Source organism: Microbacterium sp. WCS2018Hpa-23, assembly GCF_031843845.1.
Classification (GTDB): Bacteria; Actinomycetota; Actinomycetes; order Actinomycetales; family Microbacteriaceae; genus Microbacterium.
Genome location: NZ_JAVTIZ010000001.1, coordinates 456,463 through 477,710, shown reverse-complemented (window position 1 = coordinate 477,710; position 21,248 = coordinate 456,463). Strand labels below are relative to the sequence as shown.

The 21,248-nt window shown below is 68.1% G+C and carries 20 protein-coding genes; 9 read left to right on the top strand and 11 right to left on the bottom strand.

The features are described from left to right. Positions 1 to 44: 44 nt before the first annotated feature. Positions 45 to 1,112 (top strand): NADH:flavin oxidoreductase/NADH oxidase, encoded by a 1,068-nt coding sequence (locus tag RQG77_RS02165; protein ID WP_311243233.1) that lies wholly within the window; start codon positions 45 to 47, stop codon positions 1,110 to 1,112. Between the two features lie 69 nt (positions 1,113 to 1,181). Here the strand turns inward: RQG77_RS02165 and RQG77_RS02160 are convergent, their stop codons facing one another. The 3 genes from RQG77_RS02160 to RQG77_RS02150 all read right to left on the bottom strand — a co-directional run bounded on the left by RQG77_RS02160 (position 1,182) and on the right by RQG77_RS02150 (position 5,121). Beyond that, positions 1,182 to 2,243 (bottom strand): hemolysin family protein, encoded by a 1,062-nt coding sequence (locus RQG77_RS02160; RefSeq protein WP_311243232.1) that lies wholly within the window; start codon positions 2,241 to 2,243, stop codon positions 1,182 to 1,184. Beyond that, a complete protein-coding gene (locus tag RQG77_RS02155; protein ID WP_311243231.1) occupies positions 2,240 to 3,556 on the bottom strand; it encodes a hemolysin family protein in 1,317 nt (438 codons plus the stop codon). Before RQG77_RS02155 ends, RQG77_RS02160 begins: the two co-directional genes overlap by 4 nt. Positions 3,557 to 3,666: 110 nt before the next feature. After that, positions 3,667 to 5,121 carry a GuaB1 family IMP dehydrogenase-related protein gene (locus tag RQG77_RS02150; RefSeq protein ID WP_311243230.1) on the bottom strand — a complete coding sequence of 485 codons (1,455 nt, stop codon included), beginning with the start codon at positions 5,119 to 5,121 and terminating at the stop codon, positions 3,667 to 3,669. Between the two features lie 158 nt (positions 5,122 to 5,279). Here RQG77_RS02150 and RQG77_RS02145 point away from each other — a divergent pair, with 158 nt between their 5' ends. Beyond that, positions 5,280 to 8,963: a multifunctional oxoglutarate decarboxylase/oxoglutarate dehydrogenase thiamine pyrophosphate-binding subunit/dihydrolipoyllysine-residue succinyltransferase subunit gene (locus RQG77_RS02145; RefSeq protein ID WP_311243229.1), complete on the top strand. Its 3,684-nt coding sequence runs from the start codon at positions 5,280 to 5,282 to the stop codon at positions 8,961 to 8,963. Between the two features lie 103 nt (positions 8,964 to 9,066). On the opposite strand, the gene RQG77_RS02140 is transcribed toward RQG77_RS02145, so the two are convergent. Genes RQG77_RS02140 through RQG77_RS02130 form a run of 3 tightly spaced genes read right to left on the bottom strand, consistent with a single transcriptional unit; the run spans position 9,067 to position 11,317 of the window. Beyond that, positions 9,067 to 10,371, bottom strand: coding sequence for a GNAT family N-acetyltransferase (locus RQG77_RS02140; RefSeq protein WP_311243228.1), 1,305 nt, complete (start codon positions 10,369 to 10,371; stop codon positions 9,067 to 9,069). 41 nt (positions 10,372 to 10,412) lie between these two features. Continuing rightward, positions 10,413 to 10,658, bottom strand: a complete 246-nt coding sequence (locus RQG77_RS02135) for a zf-HC2 domain-containing protein (RefSeq protein ID WP_053095677.1) — start codon at positions 10,656 to 10,658, stop codon at positions 10,413 to 10,415. Beyond that, a complete protein-coding gene (locus RQG77_RS02130) occupies positions 10,655 to 11,317 on the bottom strand; it encodes a sigma-70 family RNA polymerase sigma factor (protein WP_311243227.1) in 663 nt (220 codons plus the stop codon). Before RQG77_RS02130 ends, RQG77_RS02135 begins: the two co-directional genes overlap by 4 nt. A gap of 70 nt (positions 11,318 to 11,387) precedes the next feature. On the opposite strand from RQG77_RS02130, the gene aroA reads away from it, so the two are divergent. Genes aroA through bcp form a run of 3 tightly spaced genes read left to right on the top strand, consistent with a single transcriptional unit; the run spans position 11,388 to position 14,263 of the window. Further along, the gene (gene aroA / locus RQG77_RS02125) at positions 11,388 to 12,713 is read left to right on the top strand and encodes a 3-phosphoshikimate 1-carboxyvinyltransferase (protein ID WP_311243226.1); all 1,326 of its coding nucleotides are present in this window, start codon (positions 11,388 to 11,390) and stop codon (positions 12,711 to 12,713) included. After that, positions 12,710 to 13,780 (top strand): ribosome small subunit-dependent GTPase A, encoded by a 1,071-nt coding sequence (rsgA, locus tag RQG77_RS02120; protein WP_311243225.1) that lies wholly within the window; start codon positions 12,710 to 12,712, stop codon positions 13,778 to 13,780. Before aroA ends, rsgA begins: the two co-directional genes overlap by 4 nt. A gap of 9 nt (positions 13,781 to 13,789) precedes the next feature. After that, positions 13,790 to 14,263: a thioredoxin-dependent thiol peroxidase gene (bcp, locus tag RQG77_RS02115; RefSeq protein WP_056308432.1), complete on the top strand. Its 474-nt coding sequence runs from the start codon at positions 13,790 to 13,792 to the stop codon at positions 14,261 to 14,263. A gap of 24 nt (positions 14,264 to 14,287) precedes the next feature. Here bcp and RQG77_RS02110 read toward each other — a convergent pair whose 3' ends face one another. Continuing rightward, entirely contained in the window at positions 14,288 to 14,671 is a 384-nt protein-coding gene (locus RQG77_RS02110) for a hypothetical protein (protein WP_311243224.1), read from the bottom strand. A gap of 235 nt (positions 14,672 to 14,906) precedes the next feature. Here RQG77_RS02110 and RQG77_RS02105 point away from each other — a divergent pair, with 235 nt between their 5' ends. Continuing rightward, positions 14,907 to 15,155: a WhiB family transcriptional regulator gene (locus tag RQG77_RS02105; RefSeq protein WP_028503730.1), complete on the top strand. Its 249-nt coding sequence runs from the start codon at positions 14,907 to 14,909 to the stop codon at positions 15,153 to 15,155. Positions 15,156 to 15,227: 72 nt separating this feature from the next. On the opposite strand, the gene RQG77_RS02100 is transcribed toward RQG77_RS02105, so the two are convergent. Continuing rightward, the gene (locus tag RQG77_RS02100) at positions 15,228 to 16,712 is read right to left on the bottom strand and encodes a histidine kinase N-terminal domain-containing protein (protein WP_311243223.1); all 1,485 of its coding nucleotides are present in this window, start codon (positions 16,710 to 16,712) and stop codon (positions 15,228 to 15,230) included. A 24-nt stretch (positions 16,713 to 16,736) separates the two neighbouring features. After that, on the bottom strand, positions 16,737 to 17,123 hold the full coding sequence (locus RQG77_RS02095) for an Rv3235 family protein (protein WP_311243222.1): 387 nt from the start codon (positions 17,121 to 17,123) through the stop codon (positions 16,737 to 16,739). Between the two features lie 128 nt (positions 17,124 to 17,251). Here RQG77_RS02095 and RQG77_RS02090 point away from each other — a divergent pair, with 128 nt between their 5' ends. Beyond that, on the top strand, positions 17,252 to 17,863 hold the full coding sequence (locus tag RQG77_RS02090) for a hypothetical protein (protein ID WP_311243221.1): 612 nt from the start codon (positions 17,252 to 17,254) through the stop codon (positions 17,861 to 17,863). Here the strand turns inward: RQG77_RS02090 and RQG77_RS02085 are convergent. Next, complete coding sequence (locus RQG77_RS02085) at positions 17,851 to 18,129, bottom strand: helix-turn-helix domain-containing protein (protein WP_311243220.1); 279 nt, start codon at positions 18,127 to 18,129, stop codon at positions 17,851 to 17,853. The genes RQG77_RS02090 and RQG77_RS02085 overlap by 13 nt on opposite strands. 97 nt (positions 18,130 to 18,226) lie before the next feature. Here RQG77_RS02085 and RQG77_RS02080 point away from each other — a divergent pair, with 97 nt between their 5' ends. Then, positions 18,227 to 18,850: a hypothetical protein gene (locus RQG77_RS02080; RefSeq protein WP_311243219.1), complete on the top strand. Its 624-nt coding sequence runs from the start codon at positions 18,227 to 18,229 to the stop codon at positions 18,848 to 18,850. Further along, positions 18,847 to 20,085: a hypothetical protein gene (locus tag RQG77_RS02075; protein WP_311243218.1), complete on the top strand. Its 1,239-nt coding sequence runs from the start codon at positions 18,847 to 18,849 to the stop codon at positions 20,083 to 20,085. The genes RQG77_RS02080 and RQG77_RS02075 overlap by 4 nt, the downstream gene beginning before the upstream one ends. On the opposite strand, the gene RQG77_RS02070 is transcribed toward RQG77_RS02075, so the two are convergent. Next, positions 20,009 to 21,235: a pyridoxal phosphate-dependent aminotransferase gene (locus tag RQG77_RS02070; RefSeq protein ID WP_311243217.1), complete on the bottom strand. Its 1,227-nt coding sequence runs from the start codon at positions 21,233 to 21,235 to the stop codon at positions 20,009 to 20,011. The two genes, RQG77_RS02075 and RQG77_RS02070, sit on opposite strands and share 77 nt — an antisense overlap. Positions 21,236 to 21,248 lie beyond the last annotated feature (13 nt).

Sequence of the window (21,248 nt, the reverse complement as noted above, 5' to 3'; positions counted from 1 at the left end):
GTGCGACGACCCTCCCCACCTCACCTCGGCAGTAGCGTCGGAGGGTGAGCATTCTCTTCTCCCCCGTCAGCATCCGATCCGTCACGTTCCGCAACCGCCTCTGGGTATCCCCCATGTGCATGTACAGCGCCGTCGACGGCGTCGTGCAGGAGTGGCATCACACGCATCTCGCCCAGTTCGCCTCGGGCGGTGCCGGCCTCATCGTCGCCGAGGCGACCTCCGTGGTGCCGGAGGGCCGTATCTCGCCGCGCGACGTCGGGCTCTGGAACGACGAGCAGCGCGATGCGTGGACGCCGATCGTCGACGCGATCCACGCTCGCGGTGCGGCCGCCGGGATCCAGCTCGCGCATGCCGGACGCAAGGCGTCGACCTGGTGGCCGTGGGCCGACGAGCGAGGATCCGTGCCCGAGACCGAGGGAGGGTGGACCACGACCGCACCGTCCGCCGTCGCTTTCGAGGGCTTCGCCTCCCCCGTCGCGCTGGATGCCGACGGCATCGAGGCCGTGGTCGACGGCTTCGCCACTGCGTCGCGCAGGGCGTTGGACGCCGGCTTCGACGTCCTCGAGATCCACGGCGCGCACGGATACCTCCTTCACCAGTTCCTCTCCCCCCTGTCGAACCTGCGAGAGGACGAGTACGGCGGTTCTCTCGAGAACAGGGCGCGTCTCCTCCTGCGCGTCGTGGAGACCGTGCGCGGCGTCGCCGGCGACGACGTGCCCCTGTTCGTGCGCATCTCGGCGACCGATCACGCCGAGGGCGGTTTCACCCCCGATGAGGCCGCCATCGTCGGCGGGTGGGCGTCCGAGCGAGGGGCCGACCTGATCGACGTCTCCAGCGGAGGGCTGGTCGCGCATCAGCAGATCAGCGTGTTCCCCGGCTATCAGGTGCCGCTAGCCGAGACCGTGCGCCAGGGTGGACGCATCCCCGTGTCTGCGGTCGGCATGATCACGGCGGCGGAGCAGGCCGAGAAGGTCCTCGCCGACGGCGCGGCCGATGCGATCTTCGCCGGCCGGGAATGGCTGCGTGATCCGCACTTCGCATTGCGCGCGGCCCACGAGCTCGGCACCGACGTGTCGTGGCCTCCGCAGTACGAGCGCGCTCACTGGCGCTGACCCGCTCCGAGAATCCGGCGAAGCCCTCCGATCCGCACAGGACCGGAGGGCTTCGCCGTGATGCGGTGGCTAGTGACCGCGGATGCGACGGGTCGCGTCCTGCACCTCTCCGACGAGTTCCTCGAGGATGTCCTCGAGGAACAGCACGGCGGTCGTGCGGCCCTGGGAATCCCGCACCTTCGCCAGGTGTCGGCCCGCACGACGCATGACCGCCAGAGCATCCTCCAGATCGGTGTCCTCCTGCACGGGCACCATGTGGTGGATGCGCTTGGACGGCAGCGGCTCGACGAGCTTCTCGGCGGCATCGGGCCCGTCCGAGGCCCGCAGGATGTCTTTGAGGTGCACGTACCCGACGGGCACGTCCTCACCGTCGACGATCACATAGCGCGAGAACCCGTAGCGAGCGACGGCCTTCTCGATGTCATCCGGTGTGGTCGACTGCGGCAACGTCACGAGATCGCTCAGCGGGACGGCCACATCGCTGGCCTTCTTGTCGGTGAACTCCACCGCCGCCGCGACCGTGCCCGCCGTGTCGGTGAGCACACCCTCGCGGCGCGACTGATCCACGATCGTCGCCACCTCGTCGAGGGTGAACGTCGACGCAGCCTCGTTCTTGGGCTCGACCCGGAACAGCCGCAGCACGCCGTTGGCCGCCGCATTGAGCACCCAGATCACCGGCATGAAGATCTTCGACACCAGCACGAGCGGCGGCGCGAGGATCAGCACGGCCCGATCCGGGATCGAGAACGCGAGGTTCTTCGGCACCATCTCGCCGAACACCACGTGCAGGAACGACACGATCAGCAGTGCGATCGTGAACGACACGGCGTCGACGACACCGTCCGACCAGCCGATCGCGTGCAGCGGCACGGCGAGCAGGTGGTGGATCGCCGGCTCCGAGACGTTCAGGATCAGGAGCGAGCAGATCGTGATTCCGAGCTGCGAGGTCGCGAGCATCAGGGTCGCGTGCTCCATCGCGTACAGCGCGGTCTTCGCGGCGCGTGATCCTCGATCGGCCTTGGGCTCGATCTGCGAACGGCGCGCGGAGATCACCGCGAACTCGGCGCCGACGAAGAACGCGTTCGCGACGAGCAGCACGACCAGCCAGGCCAGTCCTCCCCAATCGTTCATCGGGAGACCACCTCTCCTGGATCGCCGGGACTCGGAACGTATCGGATGCGGTCGACGCGGCGTCCGTCCATGCGAACGACCTGCAGCTTTCCGGTGTCGAGGGCGACCTCGTCGCCGACCGACGGCACGCGCTCGAGCACGCTCATGACGTACCCGGCAACAGTGTCGTACACGTCGCCTTCCGGCACCTCGACGCCCGCACGATGACGCAGCTCGTCCGGCCGCAGCTCACCGGGGAAGGTGATGCCGTCGCGGCCGCGGATGACGCCGGCCCTGGTGCGGTCATGCTCATCGGACACCTCTCCCACCAGCTCTTCGACCAGGTCCTCGAGAGTCACGAGTCCGGCGGTGCCGCCATACTCGTCGACGACGACCGCCAGCTGGTATCCGCGTGCTCGGAGCTCCGAGATCAGAGCATCCACGTGCACGGTCTCGGGCACCCGCAGCGGATCCGTCGAGATGGCGCCGACCGGCACCTCGGCCCGTCGATCGCGGGGAACCGAGATCGCCGCCTTGAGGTGCACGACGCCCGTGATGTCGTCGAGATCGTCGTCGTAGACCGGGAAGCGGCTGTGCCCCGTTCGGCGGGCGAGCTGGATGACGTCGTCCGCCGAGTCGCCCGCGGCGAGCGCATGCATGCTGGGACGAGCGGTCATCACGTCGGCGGCCGTCAGCCGCGAGAACGTGAGCGTCCGGTCGAGGAGGCTCGCCGTGTCGGCCTCGAGCAATCCGGCGCTCGCGGAACGCCGCACCAGGGAGGACAGCTCCTCGGCGCTGCGGGCACCGGAGAGCTCTTCCTTCGGCTCGATCCCCATGCTCCGGAGCACTCCGTTGGCGCTGCCGTTGAGCACGACCACTGCCGGCTTGAAGATCGTCGTGAAGGCGACCTGGAACGGGATCACGAGCTTGGCCGTCGCGAGCGGAAGCGCGAGCGCGAAGTTCTTGGGCACCAGCTCGCCGAGGATCATCGAGAGCACGGTGGCGACCAGCATCGCGACGATCGTCGCGATCGGGCCGACGGCCGCCTCGGGGATGCTCCACGCGATGAGCGTCGGACCGAGAAGGTTCGAGAGCGCCGGTTCCATCGTGTAACCGGTCAGCAGCGTCGTCAGAGTGATGCCCAGCTGCGCCGACGACAGGTGGGTCGACGTGTGCTTGAGGGCGCTGATCGTCAGGGAGAGACGGGATTCGCCCCGGGCCTGACGGGCCTCGAGATCGGCACGGTCGAGATTGACCAGAGCGAACTCGCTCGCGACGAACAATCCGGTGCCGACAGTGAGCAGAAGCCCCACGCCCAGCAGGATGTAATCCATCAACGATTCCCCTCGCGGGCGAGGGGCGGGCAGTGGGGCGATGTACTACAACTGGGAGGGTCGTCCATGATGAGCACGATTCTACGGGATCGCTCTGCGTGCGCGGGCGGCTACCAGCTGACCGGCAGGGCCTTGCCCTCTTCGTACCCGGCGGCTGATTGCAGACCGACCAGCGCCCGCTCGTGGAACTGCGGAACGGACGACGCTCCGGCGTAGGTGAACGAGGAGCGCACGCCGGACGTGATCATGTCGAGCAGGTCTTCGAGGCCGGGGCGGAGCGGGTCGAGGTAGATCTTCGACGAGGAGATCCCCTCCGCGAAGAGCTCCTTGCGAGCCCGCTCGTACGCGTCCAGGCGTCCGAACCGCGCCTGCACGGCCTTCGTGGATGCCATGCCCCACGATTCCTTGAAGACACGACCCTCGGCATCGCTCTGCAGCTCGCCGGGCGCCTCGATCGTGCCCGCGAACCACGACCCGACCATGACGGATGCGGCACCCGCGGCGAGCGCGAGTGCGACGTCGCGCGGGTAACGCACCCCACCGTCGGCCCAGACATGCGCACCGAGCTCGCGAGCCGCCTCGGCGGTCTCGAGCACTGCGGAGAACTGCGGGCGTCCGACGGCCGTCATCATGCGGGTGGTGCACATCGCACCGGGACCCACGCCGACCTTGAGGATGGAGGCACCCGCCTCGACCAGGTCCTTGACCCCGTCGGCGGTGACGATGTTGCCCGCGACGATCGGGATGCCGAGTCCGAGCTCCGATACGGCGCTCAGAGCGCGGAGCATGCCCTCCTGGTGTCCGTGTGCGGTGTCGACCACGAGTACGTCGACGCCGGCGGCGGCGAGCGCCTTGGCCTTCGATGCCACGTCGCCGTTGATCCCCACCGCTGCGGCGACGGCGAGACGGCCGTCGCGGTCGACCGCCGGACGATACAGAGTCGAGCGCAGCGCACTGCGCGCACTGAGCGCGCCGACGAGGTGCCCGTGGTGCGCGATCGTCACCATCTCGACGCCCGCGTCGGTGATCACGTCGAAGGCGTGGCGCTCGGATCCGATGTCGTCCGCGTCGAGCGAGGGCGTTCCGGTGTGCACGAGGTCGCCCAGCTGCGCATCCGGCAGCGCCGTCGCGAGCCGTGTGGCGGGGAGCACTCCCAGGATCTGATCCACATGGTGCGGAGCCGGCCCCGACGCGACGACGATCCCGTGCCCGGCTGTCGGCGGCATCAGGCGAAGCGCATCCGACACCGACGCCTCAGGGGGCAGCACGAGAGGCGTGTCCCACAGCACCGGCTGCGCCTTGACGTCGCGGATCGCGGCGTCGAGATCCTGCAGCGGCATGTCCTGCGGCAGCACTCCGAGTCCACCCCGTCGTGCGAGGACGGCCGCGAGACGTGGACCGGTGACGGAGTTCATGTTGGACGCCACCAGCGGAAGCGTCGCAGGGGTTCCGTCCTGCGGAGCGAGGTCGACCTGCAGACGGCTGGTGACGGCCGATCGGCGCGGCACGAGGAACACGTCGGAATAGGTCAGATCGACTGTGGGTGACTCGCCGGAGAATTCCATATCCCCACGCTACTCAGATCGGGCGTCGAAGGCGCACGCCTTCGACGATTGCGTGTGGAAACACGTTAGGCTTGGAGATCGAGAGTGTGCGGGCCCGAACGCATCCTGCGTCGTGGCGTGCACATATGGGATTCAGCGATGAAAGAGGGCGATCCAGCGTGTCGAACCAGGTGACCGGCGTCGGGGGCGACGGGGGGTTCGGAGCCAATTCCTGGCTCGTCGAAGAGCTCTATGAGCAGTTCAAGGTGAACCGCGACTCCGTCGACAAGGAGTGGTGGCCGATCCTCGAGAAGTACCAGTCCGATGCCGCGACCGGTACCGCAGCTCCCGCACCCGCTGCCGAGCAGCCCGCGCACCCTGTGACCGCCCCGATCCCCGTCATCGGCGCACAGCCCGTCGCACGCACGACGACGAAGCCCGCCGCTGCGGCGCCGATCCCGGCGCAGGCCCCGAAGCCTGCTCCCAAGGCCGAGGCACCGGAGTCCGCCGAGCCCGTCGAAGAAGACAAGGTCACGCCTCTTCGCGGCCTCCCCAAGACTCTCGCGGCGAACATGGACGAGTCGCTGACCGTCCCGACCGCGACCAGTGTCCGCACCGTGCCCGCGAAGCTGATGATCGACAACCGCATCGTCATCAACAACCACATGGCGCGCACCCGCGGCGGCAAGATCAGCTTCACCCATCTGATCGGGTGGGCGCTGATCCGCACCCTCGACGAGTTCCGCAGCCAGAACGTCTTCTACGCCGAGATCGACGGCAAGCCCTCGGTGGTCGCGCCTGCGCACGTCAACCTCGGCATCGCGATCGATCTGCCCAAGCCCGACGGCACCCGTGCCCTCATGGTCCCGAGCATCAAGCGCGCTGACACCCTCTCGTTCAGCGAGTACCTCGTCGCGTACGAGGACCTGGTCACTCGCGCCCGCAACAACAAGCTCACCGCTGCCGACTTCCAGGGCACCACGGTCTCGCTGACCAACCCGGGCGGCATCGGCACCGTCCACTCCGTGCCGCGTCTCATGAAGGGCCAGGGCTGCATCATCGGCGCCGGCGCCCTCGAGTACCCGGCCGAGTTCCAGGGAGCGAGCGAGCGCACGCTCAACGAGCTCGCGATCGGCAAGACGATCACACTGACCAGCACCTACGACCACCGGGTCATCCAGGGCGCGGGCTCGGGCGAGTTCCTCAAGAAGGTGCACGAGCTGCTCATCGGCCAGCGAGGCTTCTACGACGACATCTTCGCGGCCCTCCGCATCCCGTACGCCCCGATCCGCTGGAACCCCGACATCGCGGTCGACCTCGCCGAGCGCGTCGACAAGCAGTCCCGCGTGCAGGAGCTCATCAACTCGTTCCGCGTCCGCGGCCACCTGATGGCCGACATCGACCCGCTGGAGTACGTGCAGCGCTCGCACCCGGACCTCGAGATCGAGAGCCACGGCCTCACCTTCTGGGACCTCGACCGCGAGTTCGTGACCGGTGGATTCGGCGGACGCCGCATCGCGAAACTCCGTGACATCCTCGGCGTCCTGCGCGACTCGTACTGCCGCACGCTCGGCATCGAGTACATGCACATCCAGGACCCCGAGCAGCGCCGCTGGTTCCAGGAGAAGGTCGAGGTCAAGTACCAGAAGCCCGGCCACGACGAGCAGCTGCGAGTCCTTCGCAAGCTGAACGAGGCCGAGGCCTTCGAGACCTTCCTGCAGACGAAGTTCGTCGGCCAGAAGCGCTTCTCGCTCGAGGGCGGCGAATCGCTCGTCCCCCTGCTCGACGAGATCCTCCAGGGTGCGGCCACCGCCGGCCTCGAGGGCGCGGCGATCGGCATGGCGCACCGGGGTCGTCTGAACGTCCTGACGAACATCGCCGGCAAGACCTACGGTCACGTCTTCCAGGAGTTCGAGGGCACGCAGACCCCGGGCAACCAGCGCGGATCCGGTGACGTGAAGTACCACCTCGGAACCGAGGGCACGTTCGTCGCCGACGACGGGTCCGAGCTGCCGGTGTACCTCGCTGCGAACCCGTCTCACCTCGAGACGGTCGACGGCGTGCTCGAAGGCATCGTCCGCGCGAAGCAGGACCGCAAGCCGATCGGCACCTTCGCCTGGCTGCCGATCCTCGTGCACGGCGACGCCGCCTTCGCAGGCCAGGGTGTGGTCGTCGAGACGCTGCAGATGTCGCAGCTTCGCGGATACCGCACGGGTGGCACGATCCACGTCGTCGTGAACAACCAGGTCGGCTTCACGACCCTCCCGAACGACTCTCGCACCTCGGTGTACTCCACCGATGTCGCCAAGACGATCCAGGCGCCCGTGTTCCATGTGAACGGCGACGACCCCGAAGCCGTCATCCACGTCGCGCAGCTCGCCTTCGAGTACCGCGAGCGCTTCCACCGCGACGTCGTCATCGACCTCGTCTGCTACCGCCGCCGCGGGCACAACGAGGGCGACGACCCCTCGATGACGCAACCGCTGATGACCGACCTCATCCAGGCGAAGCGGTCGGTGCGAAAGCTGTACACCGAGTCGCTCGTCGGTCGTGGTGACATCACCGAAGAGGAGTACGACGAGGCCAAGGCCGACTTCCAGAACCGACTGGAGATCGCCTTCGCCGAGACGCACGCCGCCGAGACCGGCGCGAACCCGGTCGCCAAGGAGCTCCCGCCCGTCGACGAGCAGGTCGGCGCCCCGGAGGTCACCGGGGTCTCGAACGAGGTCATCCAGCTCATCGGCGACGCGTTCGTCAACAAGCCCGAGGGCTTCACGGTGCACCCCAAGCTGCAGCAGCAGCTCGAGAAGCGCCTCGACATGAGCCGCAACGGCAACATCGACTGGGGCTTCGGCGAGCTTCTCGCATTCGGCTCGCTCCTCGTCGAGGGCACCCCCGTGCGTCTCGCCGGCCAGGACTCGCGCCGCGGCACGTTCGTGCAGCGTCACGCGACTCTGCACGACCGCGCGAACGGCCAGGAATGGCTGCCGCTGTCGAACCTCTCCGACTCACAGGGCCGTTTCTTCGTCTACGATTCGCTGCTCAGCGAGTATGCGGCGCTCGGATTCGAGTACGGCTATTCGGTCGAGGCTCCTGAAGCTCTTGTGCTGTGGGAGGCGCAGTTCGGCGACTTCGTCAACGGCGCGCAGTCGGTGATCGACGAGTACATCTCGGCAGCCGAGCAGAAGTGGGGACAGCAGTCCAGCGTCACCCTCCTCCTCCCCCACGGCTACGAGGGCCAGGGACCGGATCACTCGTCGTCGCGCATCGAACGCTTCCTGCAGATGTGCGCGCAGGACAACATGATCGTCTCGCGCCCGTCGACGCCCGCGTCGTACTTCCACCTGCTGCGTCGTCAGGCCTACGCCCGTCCGCGCAAGCCGCTGATCGTCTTCACTCCGAAGGCGATGCTGCGTCTGCGCGGCGCGACGAGCCCGGTCGAGGCCTTCACGCAGGGCCGGTTCGAGCCCGTCCTCGACGATTCCCGCGATCTCGACCGCAACGCCGTCAAGCGCGTGCTCGTGCACTCCGGCAAGGTGCATTGGGATCTCCGCGCCGAGCTCGAGAAGAATCCGAACCCCGAGGTCGCCCTCGTCCGGCTCGAGCAGCTGTACCCGACCCCGATCGAGGGTCTGAAGGCGATCACCGACTCCTACCCGAACGCGGAGCTGGTCTGGGTTCAGGAGGAGCCTGAGAACCAGGGCGCATGGCCGTTCCTCGCGCTCGCCTTCGCCGATGTCCCCGGCGACCGGACCTTCCGTCCGGTGTCGCGTCCGGCATCCGCCTCTCCTGCCACGGGATCGTCCAAGGTGCACGCCGCAGAGCAGGCGAAGCTGCTCCGCGACGCACTCACGCTCGGCTGAGCGACAACACGGTAAGAAGAAGGAGCCTCGACGATCTCGTCGAGGCTCCTTCTTCTTACGCGCGGCTCTCATGTGCGCGGCAGGATGCCGCTTCACATATTCGTCAGTACCAGATGTCGAGCGCCGGAGCGGGGAAGGAGACGAACGCGCGGTCCAGGGCCTCGACGACGTCCCGGTCGGCGACGATGCGCCTTGCGCCGTGCAGCGATGCGGCACGGACGCCTCCGGCGTACAGGATCGAGAGCGCCGAGATGTCGAGCTCGGCATCCACCGCGTCTGCGGCTTCGACCGGTTCGAGCGCCGGTGTACCCTCTGCATCCACGCGCAGGCGCCAGTCGCCGGAGGTGAAGCCGAGCGGGTCGCTGACGCGGAGCACAGCATCGAGCGGCGCGGAATACGTCCTCGCGGTGAGCGCGGTCGAAATGTCGAGGATCCGCAGCCAGCCGTGGTCGTGAACGGTCTGCGTCACACCGCGCGGGTCGCGCACGAGCCAGGGAAGAGCGTCGTCCAGCGGACGGAGATCCGCGGTGACCTCGTCGACGAGGTCGTGCTGCAGAGCGAACTGCCAGAGCGCGGCCGTCGCCTCGGGAGTCTCCGCGACGAGCAGCCGGACGTCGAGGCCGAAGCGGAAGGATCCGCTGCCGTCACGCAGGACGATCGCCATCGCTCCGCGCACCTCGCCGTCCCGATCGATGAAGCGGATGCCGCGCACCTTGGTGCCGTCGGTGTTGCCGGGCGCGAGCCCTGCGATACCCGTCCACCGCGACGGCCAGCCGGGGATCTGTCCGGAGCGCGCGCTCCGTGCACGGTCGTGCACGGCGCCGAGCGCCTCGGCGAGGGCTTCCCGATCGACGTACTCGACACGCCCCTCGACGACGGGCCCTGCCCAACCGGCGCGGCGCGTGTCCACGGTGAACTTCGCCATCGGCAGCGCCGAGCCGAAGCCGTACCTGCCGTAGATCGTCGCTTCTGAGACGGTGAGACCGGCGATCGGCACTCCCGCGGCCACTGCAGACCGCAGTTCGCCCTCGAGAAGAGCCCTGGCGATCCCCCGGCGTCGATGCGTGGCAGAGACGGTGACACCGCTGATCGCCCACATCGGTAGCTCTCCGCCGCCGGGGAGCGTCACCGGAGTCACCCACGAGTCGATGGTCGCGACCGGCATCGTGTCGGCCTCAGCGGTCTCGTAGACGCCCGTGTTGCGACGGGCGTCGAAGGTCTGCTGCCCGAAGGCCAGCTCCTCCGCCGACGGCTCAGCGCCGAGGAAGCCTCGCGTGGTCGCTCGCTGGAAGATGTCGGCCCGGGTCGCGTCTGACCCGTCGACGACGCGGTAAGTCAGCGCCCCGGCGGCGAGACGCTCGGTCGATTCCGGATCGGCAGGGATGTCGCGTGAGTCGATGACCGTCATGCATCCACCCTATGGGCAGCTGCGATCTGCGGAGGGCGCGCTCAGTGCTGAGCCGACTGAACCTCGCGAAGTCGCGCGAACACCTGGTCGCGCAGCTCCTCGGGGGCCGTCTCCTTGCATGCACGCGCCACGACTTCGGTGAGGGTCGTCGCGACGAGCGCCTCGTCCCTGCAGGACGGGCAGTTCTCGAGGTGCTCACGGATCTCGGTGTGCTCGGTGTTGCAGACCTCGTTGCGGAGGTACTCCTCGAGATCCTTGCGGGCTTTGTCGCAGCCGCAATCGGTCATTTCTTGCTCCTCGGGTCGGCCGCGGAGATTCCCCGCTCCGCAGCGTAGTCAGCCAGCAGCTCCCGCAGCATCCGCCTGCCTCGATGCAGGCGACTCATCACGGTGCCGATGGGCGTCTTCATGATGTCCGCGATCTCCTGGTAGGCGAAGCCCTCGACGTCAGCGAGGTACACCGCCAATCGGAAGTCCTCGGGAACGGCCTGCAACGCGTCCTTCACGACGGATGCCGGCATGTGGTCGATCGCCTCAGCCTCGGCCGATCGGCCGTGCGTCGCCGTGGTCGACTCCGCACCGCCCATCTGCCAGTCCTCGAGCTCGTCGATCGTGCCCTGGAACGGCTCGCGCTGCTTCTTGCGATAGATGTTGATGTACGTGTTCGTGAGGATCCGGTAGAGCCACGCCTTCAGGTTCGTGCCCTGCGAGAACGTCGCCCACGAGCCGTACGCCTTCACGAACGTCTCCTGCACGAGATCCGCCGCATCGGCGGGGTTCCTTGTCATGCGCATGGCCGCGGCGTAGAGCTGATCCATGAAAGGGATCGCCTGCTCCTCGAATTCGCGCCGAGGGTCGCTGACCGTTTCTGCGGTTGCCGTGTCATCCATCACCGGCCAGTCTAGGCGGCTGAGGTCCACGGACTCGCGTTCCAGCGTTGCGAGCATGCTCTCTCCTTCTCGTCGAGCGGACGCCATTCTCTCTGACGGACACTCGCGTTTACTAAGGTGGGAACCGATGAGCGCCAACAGGTATTCCCCCTCCCCTGTCCAGGGCGTCTATGTTGCGCCGTTCACCACCGCTGCGGTCCACGCCACCGTGACGATCCCCGGGTCGAAATCGCTCACGAATCGCGAGCTCATCATCGCCGCGATCGCCGACGGCCCCGGCCGCCTGATCGCGCCTCTGCACTCCGACGACTCCCGCCGCATGGTCGACGCGCTGCGTGCTCTCGGCGTGGGGATCGAGGAGGTCGAGGGCGGTGGGCAGTTCGGACCCGATCTCGTCATCACGCCCGCGAAGCTCGTCGGCGGTACGACGGTCGACTGCGGTCAGGCAGGCACGGTGATGCGGTTCATCGCCCCGCTGGCAGGGCTCGCGCAGCACGACGTGCATCTCACGGCTCACGAGACCGCTCTGCACCGACCCATGGGCGGACTGATCAGCGCTCTTCGCGACCTCGGTGTCGACATCGACGACGAGGGCACCTGGGCGCTGCCGTTCACCATCCGCGGCCACGGCCGCATCCGCGGCGGGCGCGTCGAGATCGACGCCTCAGCCTCGAGTCAGTTCGTCTCGGGGCTCCTGCTCGCCGCCCCGCGTTTCGATGTCGGACTCCATCTCGTGCACACGGGGTCGCACCTGCCGAGCCTCCCCCACATCGACATGACGATCGAGGCGCTCAGCCGCCGCGGCATCCGCATCGAACGTCCCGCGACCGGAGAATGGCTCGTCGAGGCCGGTGTCCCCCGCGCCAAGGAGATCGCGATCGAGCCCGATCTCTCGAACGCGGCGCCGTTCCTCGCCGCGGCGCTCATCACCGGGGGTTCGGTGTCGGTGCCGGGGTGGCCCGTGCACTCGACGCAACCCGGAGCGCTTCTTCCCGAGATCCTGCAGGCGATGGGCGCCCACGTCGGCCGCCACAGCGGCACGCTGACGGTCAAGGCCGGTTCCGAGATCCACGGACTCGACATGGACCTCTCTGCGGCGAGCGAACTGACCCCGACGCTGGTCGGACTGGCGGCCTTCGCCTCGAGCCCCACGACGATTCGCGGCATCGGTCACATCCGGATGCATGAGACCGATCGGATCGCCGCGCTCATCGGCAACCTCCGCGCCCTCGGCGGGGAGGCGGAAGAGCTCTCCGACGGCCTCCGCATCATTCCGCGCCCGCTGCACGGCGGCGGATGGGCCGCGCACCACGATCACCGGATGGCGACGACAGGAGCCCTCATCGGCCTCCGCGTGCCCGGTGTCGAGATCGACGACATCGGCACGACGTCGAAGACGCTTCCCGAGTTCACACTTCTCTGGGAGCGGATGCTGCGGGGCGTATCCGCGTGAGCTGGCTCGACGACTCCGACGACCTCGAGGACGGCTTCGAGGAGTACGACGAGAGCAACATCCGCACGCGCCCGAATCCCAAGGCGAACCGCCCTCGCACCAAGCGCCGCCCCGCGCACGACGACGCGCAGATCGGACGCGTTCTGGGCGTCGACCGGGGCCGATACTCCGTGCTGCTCGACGAGGACACCCCCGACGAGCGCATGATCACGGCGGCACGGGCGAGAGAGCTCCGTCGCAACCCGATCGTCACGGGAGATCAGGCGAAGGTCGTCGGAGACACGTCCGGCGAAGACGGGACGCTCGGGCGGATCATCGGCATCGTCGATCGCTCCTCTCTGCTGAGGCGCAGCGCCGACGACACCGACCAGGTCGAGCGGGTGATCGTCGCGAACGCCGATCAGATGCTGGTCGTGGTCGCGGCCGCGGACCCGGAGCCGAGAGCACGACTCGTCGACCGCTATCTCGTCGCTGCGCTGGACGCCGGCATCAGGCCCCTCCTGGTCGTCACCAAGACGGATCTCGCCGATCCCACCGCGTTCCTGTCGCACTTCGACGGACTCGATCTGCGGGTCTTCACCAGCGCGCAGGAGGAGATGCCCGTCGATGAGATCGGCGCGTCCCTGGTCGGTCACTCGACGGTGTTCGTCGGACACTCCGGTGTGGGCAAGTCCACGCTGGTGAACGCCCTCGTGCCGAGCGCGTTGCGCGCCACAGGCCACGTGAACCAGGTGACCGGGCGCGGTCGCCACACGTCGTCATCGACCGTCTCGCTGCGCTACGCGGGGCCGGAGGGCAGGGGATGGGTCATCGACACCCCCGGCGTCCGCTCCTTCGGTCTCGGACACGTCGATCCGGCCAACATCCTCGCCGCCTTCACGGAGCTCGCGGTCATCGCCCAGGACTGTCCTCGCGGCTGCACCCATCTCGCGGATGCTCCTGACTGCGCCCTCATCGAAGCGGCCGAGAGCGGTGAGCTGAACGAGACGGGGCGCGCGCGTCTCGACTCGTTGCAGCGGCTGCTGCAGACCTTCGCCGACAAGGCCGAGCAGGCACCCGGCCGCTAGGCTGGAGTGGTGACTGTGCGCCTCGAACCCGGAACCGCTGCCCCCGACTTCGCCCTCCTCGACCAGGACGGCGAGACCGTCCGACTCGAGGATCTGCGCGGACAGAAGACCGTGCTGTACTTCTACCCGGCCGCGATGACTCCCGGCTGCACGACTCAGGCCTGCGACTTCCGGGACAGCATCTCCTCGCTGCAGGGCGCCGGGTACCGAGTCGTCGGTGTGTCGCGCGACGAGCCGGCGAAGCTCGCGGAGTTCCGCGAGCGCGACGGACTCACCTTCACCCTGCTGAGCGACCCCGACCACGCCGTGCACGTGGCCTACGGCGCATGGGGCGAGAAGATGAACTACGGCAAGGTCGTCGAGGGCGTGCTGCGCTCGACCTTCGTCCTCGACGAAGAGGGAACGATCACTCTGGCCCAGTACAACGTCAAGGCCACCGGGCACGTCGCGCGTCTGCGCAAGCTGCTCGGCATCGACGCCTGAGCCCGGGTGGCAGCGAGCCGTCCGTCAGTCGACCGGAGGCTGGTTCTCGGCGCGCGTGCTCGCGATCAGAAGGATGAAGCACAGCAGCGCGGGGACTCCGACCGCGAAGGTGAAGACCCACGCGATCGGCTCGATGGTGAGCGAGGCGAGCGCCAGCGCCAGCGCCAGCGCCTGGAAGACGATGCCGCCCGAACGCGCCCACGAATGACCGGCTCGGGTGCCGATCGCGAATGCGATGAGAGCGCTGGCTCCGATCAGTGTCAGCACGATCAGCGCGAGCGCCGTCGGCAGGGATGCCGCGTCGCCGGCGCCGAGGCCGAAGAGCTCGATCAGCGCGAAGACGACGAGCGCTGCGCCTTCCGCCGCGAGGACTGCCGCAGCTGCCAGAGCGAGGCCGGGTGAGCGCACGATGTGTCTCCTGAGAATCGAATGAGAACCGGCGAAACCCTTGATTTCGCCGGTTTCATGTAACAGAATAGACAGCGTCATGTGCTCCCACAGCGGCGTGGGGCGGGCTTCGTGCTCGCATCACAGAATGCGGGCATCCGTCCGTATCTCATACAGGGTAGCCGAACCCGATCTGCACCCGAAATCCGAGTCGTCGCGTCGCGATGATCTACGCAATCCACACCGAGGAGCCCCCATGGACTGGCGCGACAAGGCCGCCTGCTTGACTGTCGACCCCGAGCTGTTCTTCCCCGTAGGGAACACCGGCCCGGCTGTCGACCAGATCGAGAAGGCGAAGACCGTCTGCGCCACCTGCACGGTGACCGAGATCTGCCTGCAGTACGCCCTCGAGTCCAGCCAGGATTCGGGCGTGTGGGGCGGCCTCTCCGAAGACGAGCGCCGCGCTCTCAAGCGCCGCGCCGCCCGCGCCCGCCGCGCCTCCTGATCATCGAAGAAGCGGCCCGAGACGATTCGTCTCGGGCCGCTTCTTCGTACCCGGCCGGTGTGGGCAGTTCGTCTACTTGGTCAGCCAGCGGAGCGGGATGTCGATGACGACCTCGGTGCCCCCGCCGTCACTCCCCCGCCACTCGATGGAGCCGCTGAGCTCGCCCTGGATGAGCGTCCGGATGATCTGCGTTCCCAGTCCCTGACCGATCCGTCCCTCGGGCAGACCCTTTCCGGTGTCCCGGACCGTGACCCGCAGGTTCTCCTCGGTGCGATGCGCATCGATCGTGACCATGCCCTCCTGCCCTGCGAGGCCATGCTCGACCGCATTCGTGACGACCTCCGTCAGCGCGAGCGCCAGCGGTGTCGCGTACTCGCTCGGCAGTACCCCGAAGCGACCGGTCGACTGCGTGCGTGCACGGGTGTTCGGCGCCGAGGCGACCTCGGCCACCAGCTTCAGCACGCGGTGGAAGACCTCGTCGAAGTCGACCTTCTGGGTCAGACCCTGCGCCAGGGTGTCGTGTACGACGGCGATCGAGTCGACGCGGCGCATCGCCTGGGTCAGAGCGTCGCGGGCCTCGTCGGAGTGCGTGCGCCGAGCTTGGATGCGCAGCAGCGATGCCACCGTCTGCAGATTGTTCTTGACGCGATGGTGGATCTCACGGATCGTCGCGTCCTTGGTGATGAGCTCCTGCTCCTGGTGGCGGAGCTCGGAGACGTCTCGGCACAGGACGATGGCGCCGATGCGCGTGCCGTGGTCCTTGAGCGGGATCGCCCGCAGCGACACCGTGACGCCTCGCGCCTCGATGTCGGTGCGCCACGGAGCACGTCCCGTCACGACCACCGGCAGCGACTCGTCCACCTGACGAGACGGCGGCACGAGCCGGGTGGTGACCTCGGCGAGGGACTCCCCCTCGAGCTCGTCGTCGAAGCCCATGCGATTGAAGGCAGAGAGGGCGTTGGGGCTCGCGAAGGTCGTGATGCCGTCGACATCGATGCGGATCAGTCCGTCCGATGCGCGTGGGGCGCCGCGTCGTGGCGAGGTCGGCGCCGCGGGGTCGGGGAAGCTGCCGTCGGCGATCATTCGGAAGATGTCGTTCGCGCATTCGTCGAAGGTGATCTGCTGTCGCGACGGCGTTCGGGCCTCGCCGAGGTTCGTGTGGCGCGTGACGACACCGATGACCGCGGCCGGGTGATCACGACCGTGACGCTCATTGACGATCGGCACGGCTCGCACACGCGTCGGCGTCTCCTCGAACCAGTCCGGAGACGAGGAGTCCACGATCTCCGCCGACTCGAACGCGCCCTGGACCTGCGTGCGCCACTGCGGGCGCACCCGCTCACCCACGATGTCGCGGTAGAACAGCGTCGCCGCGCCACTCGGACGAGCGTGCGCGACCGCGATGAAAGAGCCGTCTTCCGTCTGGATCCAGACGACGATGTCCGCCGAGGAGAGGTCAGCGAGGAGCTGACCGTCGCCGGCGAGACGATGCAGCCACTCGACGTCGTTGTCGGTCAGGCGACCCTGGGCATGGGCGAGATCACTGAGGGTTGACACCCCACCAGCCTAGAGTGCGTGTGCTCAGAGAACGGCCAACGACGTCGCCCGCCACCGGCGGTCCAGACCCTCGAGCCGTATCGCCACCGCCCGCGTGCGTCCGGGCCCGGCGACGACCACGACGGCCTCGACCTTGCCGTCCACCGGGTGCGTCACTCGGATGGAGAGTATCTCGAAGGACGGGCGCGCAGGCGAGACCCCCCTCGCGCTGCGCGCCCTTGCCGACAGATTCGCACGCGTCACCAGACTCCGGTATGCGTCCTCGTTGAACCAGCGTGCGAGCTGATCGACTTCTCTGACCCCGGCGAGGACCTCGAGCACACCCTGCGTGAGGCTCCGCAGCAGCGGCTGCGGATCCGGAAGCTCCGCGCTGGACGTGGGCTGGGGTGCGAAGTACTCGTGAAGCGTCATCTGTGGCACTCTCGATCGGGGAAGACTGCGGCAAGTAGAGCACGCACTCCCGGGCCGCTCGGACCGAATCCGACATCTATGTGGATAACTCGTACATGCTCGCGCCGAGATGACCTACGGTGGGGCGCGTGCACTGGGATCGACTGTTCGAAGACCTCGAAGGCCAGCTCGCTGCCGAGTGGGAGAGCGAACGCGCCGCGCTCGACGCAGAGTCGGAGCGATTGCGGGTGTCCCGCCTCGAGCTGCGAAGCCGTCTCAGAGTGCTGTGCGCGGCGACTGCGCCCGCGACCGTCGACCTGCCTGGAGGCACGCGCATCCGGGCACGTCTGCATTCTCTGGGTTCAGACTGGGTCGCCGCCACGATCGTCGAGGCGGACGAGACGAGCGCGGCCCGCTCGACACGCATCCTCCCGCTGCATGCCGTCCGGGGTCTCAGCGTCGATCACGGTCTACTCCTCGCCAGCCTGGATGACTCGGACGCCGCGGCCCCGGTGCTCCGCGAGCGGATGTCGCTGGGCTTCGTCCTGCGCGATCTCGGGCGTCGTCGAGTCCCGGTCCGTATCATCAGCGTCGACGGGTCCGACTTCCACGGCACCGTCGACAGGGCCGGGGCGGATCACCTGGACATCGCGCTGCACGACCCGGGCGAACCGCGCACGGCACAGGCAGTGCGCGGATTCCGCATCATTCCGTTCTCGGCGGTGACGTCAGTGCAGACCGTCGGCGATCACATGCCCTGACTGTGAGACGTGCCCCACACCTCAGGAAAGCTCGCCTCGTTCGCCTGGCGCCACAGCGCCATTCGCCGCGCCTCTTCGGACTGCTCCGCGAGATACTCCGAGAGGCTCGGCTCCTCTATGCGCCACCGCGCCGGCGAACCGAGCTGCGAACCGCGCAATCGCCCCTGATAGACGAGCTCGATCACCTCGTCGACGTCGATGCTCAGGAGCTCGGCCACCTGCGCAGGCGCGAGGTAGCGCTGCGCGGTCGGGGACGAGTCAGGCATCCTCCCATTGTCCCCCCACCGTACGGATCCGCCACCACCGGGTCGACGCTGTGGATAAGTCTCGAGCGGACTGACCGAATTCTGTGACCATGTCGACATGCACAAGTTCGCCCGTCCTCGTCGAGCCGTCTGGGGCGATGCCCGCTTCCTGATCGGCATCGCACTCGTCCTCCTGTCGACCGGCGGAGTGTGGGCCGTCGTCTCCTCAGCGGGCGTGACGACACCAGTTCTTCAGGCGAACCGGACGATAGTCCGGGGCGAGGCGCTCGTCTCCGGGGACTTCCGGATCGTCGAGGTCGGTCTCGGCGCGATCACTGATCGGTACCTCGCCCCGCAGGACCTCCATCCGGGGCAGGTCGCCTCGCGCACAGTCGCCGAAGGCGAGCTCATGCCCGACGATGCCGCGGAGGACGCCGACGCGAACAGGACCACCACGATCGTCGTCGAGAGCAGCACCGGCGTCCCCAGCGAGGTCGCCGCCGGAAGCGTCGTGGAACTGTGGCACGCACCTCCTCTCGACGGCGGGGTCGCGGCCCAGGACGTTCCTCGCATCCTCGTGTCCGAGGCCATAGTCGCATCGGTCACCCGGACCGACGGGATGCTCGCAACCGACGACACCACGGTGGAGATCGTCATCGATCGCACGGAGGTCGCAGAGGCGCTCGCAGCGATCACCGGGGGCTCCGTGCTGTCCGTGGTCCCGATAGGGGCGGGCTCGTGACCTCGGTCGTCGTGGCGATACCCGCGGCGCGGGCGGCAGACCTGGCCAGCGAGCTCGAGATGGAGGGCATCGACGTGGTCGCCGTCGTGCCGCCCAGCGGCATCCTGCCGCTTCCGAAGGGCGTTGATGCCGCGATCGTCGCCGCCACTCGTGCCGTTCTGACGCCGGACCTGGTCGCGGCGTGCGACCGGGCCGGTGTGAGGATCATTCCGGTGGGCGACTCGGACAGCAGAATGCTCGTCCGCTACGGCCTCGCTGCCGCGTTGCCGACAGAGGCGAGTGGCTGGGAGGTGGCCCGCGCCCTGGCTGCGGAGGTTCCGGATGCCGTCAGAGCGCACTCCACACCGAATCGCGTGTCCGTCGTCTGGGGTCCCTCCGGAGCCCCCGGGCGCTCGACCATAGCGATCCAGCTCGCCGTCGAACGCAGGCGGCTCGGCAGACAGACGGCGCTGGTCGATGCCGACACGGTGGCGCCGTCGCTCGCGCTGCTCCTGGGGCTCGGCGACGACGCACCCGGCGTCGCAGCCGCGTGCAGACGGGCGGATCTCGGCGCCCTGGACTCCGTGGAGCTCACCCGCCTGGCGAGCGTGATCTCCACGAGCGCGGGTGAGATCGAGGTTCTTGAAGGGATCAATCGCCCTGGGCGCTGGCAGGAGCTCGGCGCTCACCGCCTGCAAGCAGCACTCCGAGCCTGCCGCGTATGGGCCGAGGAGACCGTCGTCGACGTCTCCAGCGCGTTCGACGCCGATGACGAGGCCACGTACGACCTCTCCGGTCCACGCCGCCACGCCGCGACCGTCGCAGCGCTGCAGGAGGCCGACGAGATCATCGCCGTCGCGGCGGCGGATCCTCTCGGCATCAGTCGCTTCATCCGGGAGCATGCCGAGCTGCGACGGCTCACCGCGCCCGCGCCGGTACGGGTCCTGGTCAACCGGGTGCGCCCCGGCCCTCTCGGCATCGATGCCCGCGGACAGGTCCGACGCACCCTCGAGCGGTTCGCCGGGATCACCGACATCACCTTTCTGCCGTTCGATCAGCGCGCTGCCGATGCCGCCCTGCTCCATGCGCGACCGATGGCGGATCTCACCCCGCGTTCGTCCCTGGTAGCCGGAGTGCGCCGCTTCGCATCGGCGCACGCCCCGGCGACGACGGAGTCCGTTACTGCCGGTAGCTCGAGAGGAAGTTCCCGAGGCGCTCGACGGCTTCTGCGAGCACGCGCGGCTCGGGAAGGGTGACGAGTCTGAGGTGATCAGGGGTCGGCCAGTTGAAGCCCGTCCCCTGCACCAGGAGGATGTGCTCCGACACGAGCAGGTCGTAGACGAGCTTGGCATCGTCTCTGATCTCGTGGACGTTCGGATCGAGGCGTGGGAACGCGTAGAGGGCGCCCTCCGGCTTGACGCAGGACACACCGGGAATCGACTCGAGCCCCTCCCAGGCGATGTCGCGCTGCTCGTGCAGACGACCCGTCGGGGCGATGAGCGAGTCGATCGACTGCACGCCGCCGAGTGCCGCCTGCACCGCGTACTGAGCCGGGACATTGGGGCAGAGCCGTGTCGAGGCGAGCAGGTTGATCCCCTCGAGGAACCCCTTGGCGTGCGCCTGCGGCCCTGTGATGACGACCCAACCCGAGCGGTAGCCGGCGACGCGATAGGTCTTGGAGAGGCCGTTGAAGGTCAGGCACAGAAGGTCGGGGGCCAGGGTCGCCGTCGGGATGTGCACGGCGCCGTCGAACAGGATCCTGTCGTAGATCTCGTCGGAGAGCAGCAGAAGCTGATTCTCACGAGCGATCTGCACCATCCCCTCGAGCACCTCACGGGAGTAGACGACGCCCGTCGGGTTGTTGGGGTTGATGATCACGAGCGCCTTGGTGCGCGGGGTGATCTTGGACCGGATGTCCTCGAGATCGGGCTGCCAGCCGTTGTCCTCATCGCACAGATAGTGCACGGGGGTCCCGTCGGCGAGGCTCGTCATCGCCGTCCACAGCGGGTAGTCGGGTGCCGGAATGAGAACCTCGTCGCCCTCGTCGAGGAGCGCCTGCATCGTCATCGTGATGAGCTCGGACACGCCGTTTCCGAGGAAGACGTCCTCGGGATCGAATCGCGGGAACCCCTCGATCTCCTCGTACCTGCTGACGACAGCGCGACGAGCGGAGATGATGCCCTTGCTGTCGCTGTACCCGTGCGCCGTGGGAAGCGCTGCGAGCATGTCGTGCACGATCTGGTGGGGCGCCTCGAATCCGAAGATCGCGGGGTTCCCCGTGTTGAGCTTGAGGATCCGATGGCCTTCTGCCTCGAGCCGCGCCGCCTCGACGAGCGTGTTTCCACGGATCTCGTACAGGACGTTCTTGAGCTTCGACGACTGGTCGAAGTGGCGCGTTGGTGTCATCGGCCAAGCCTAC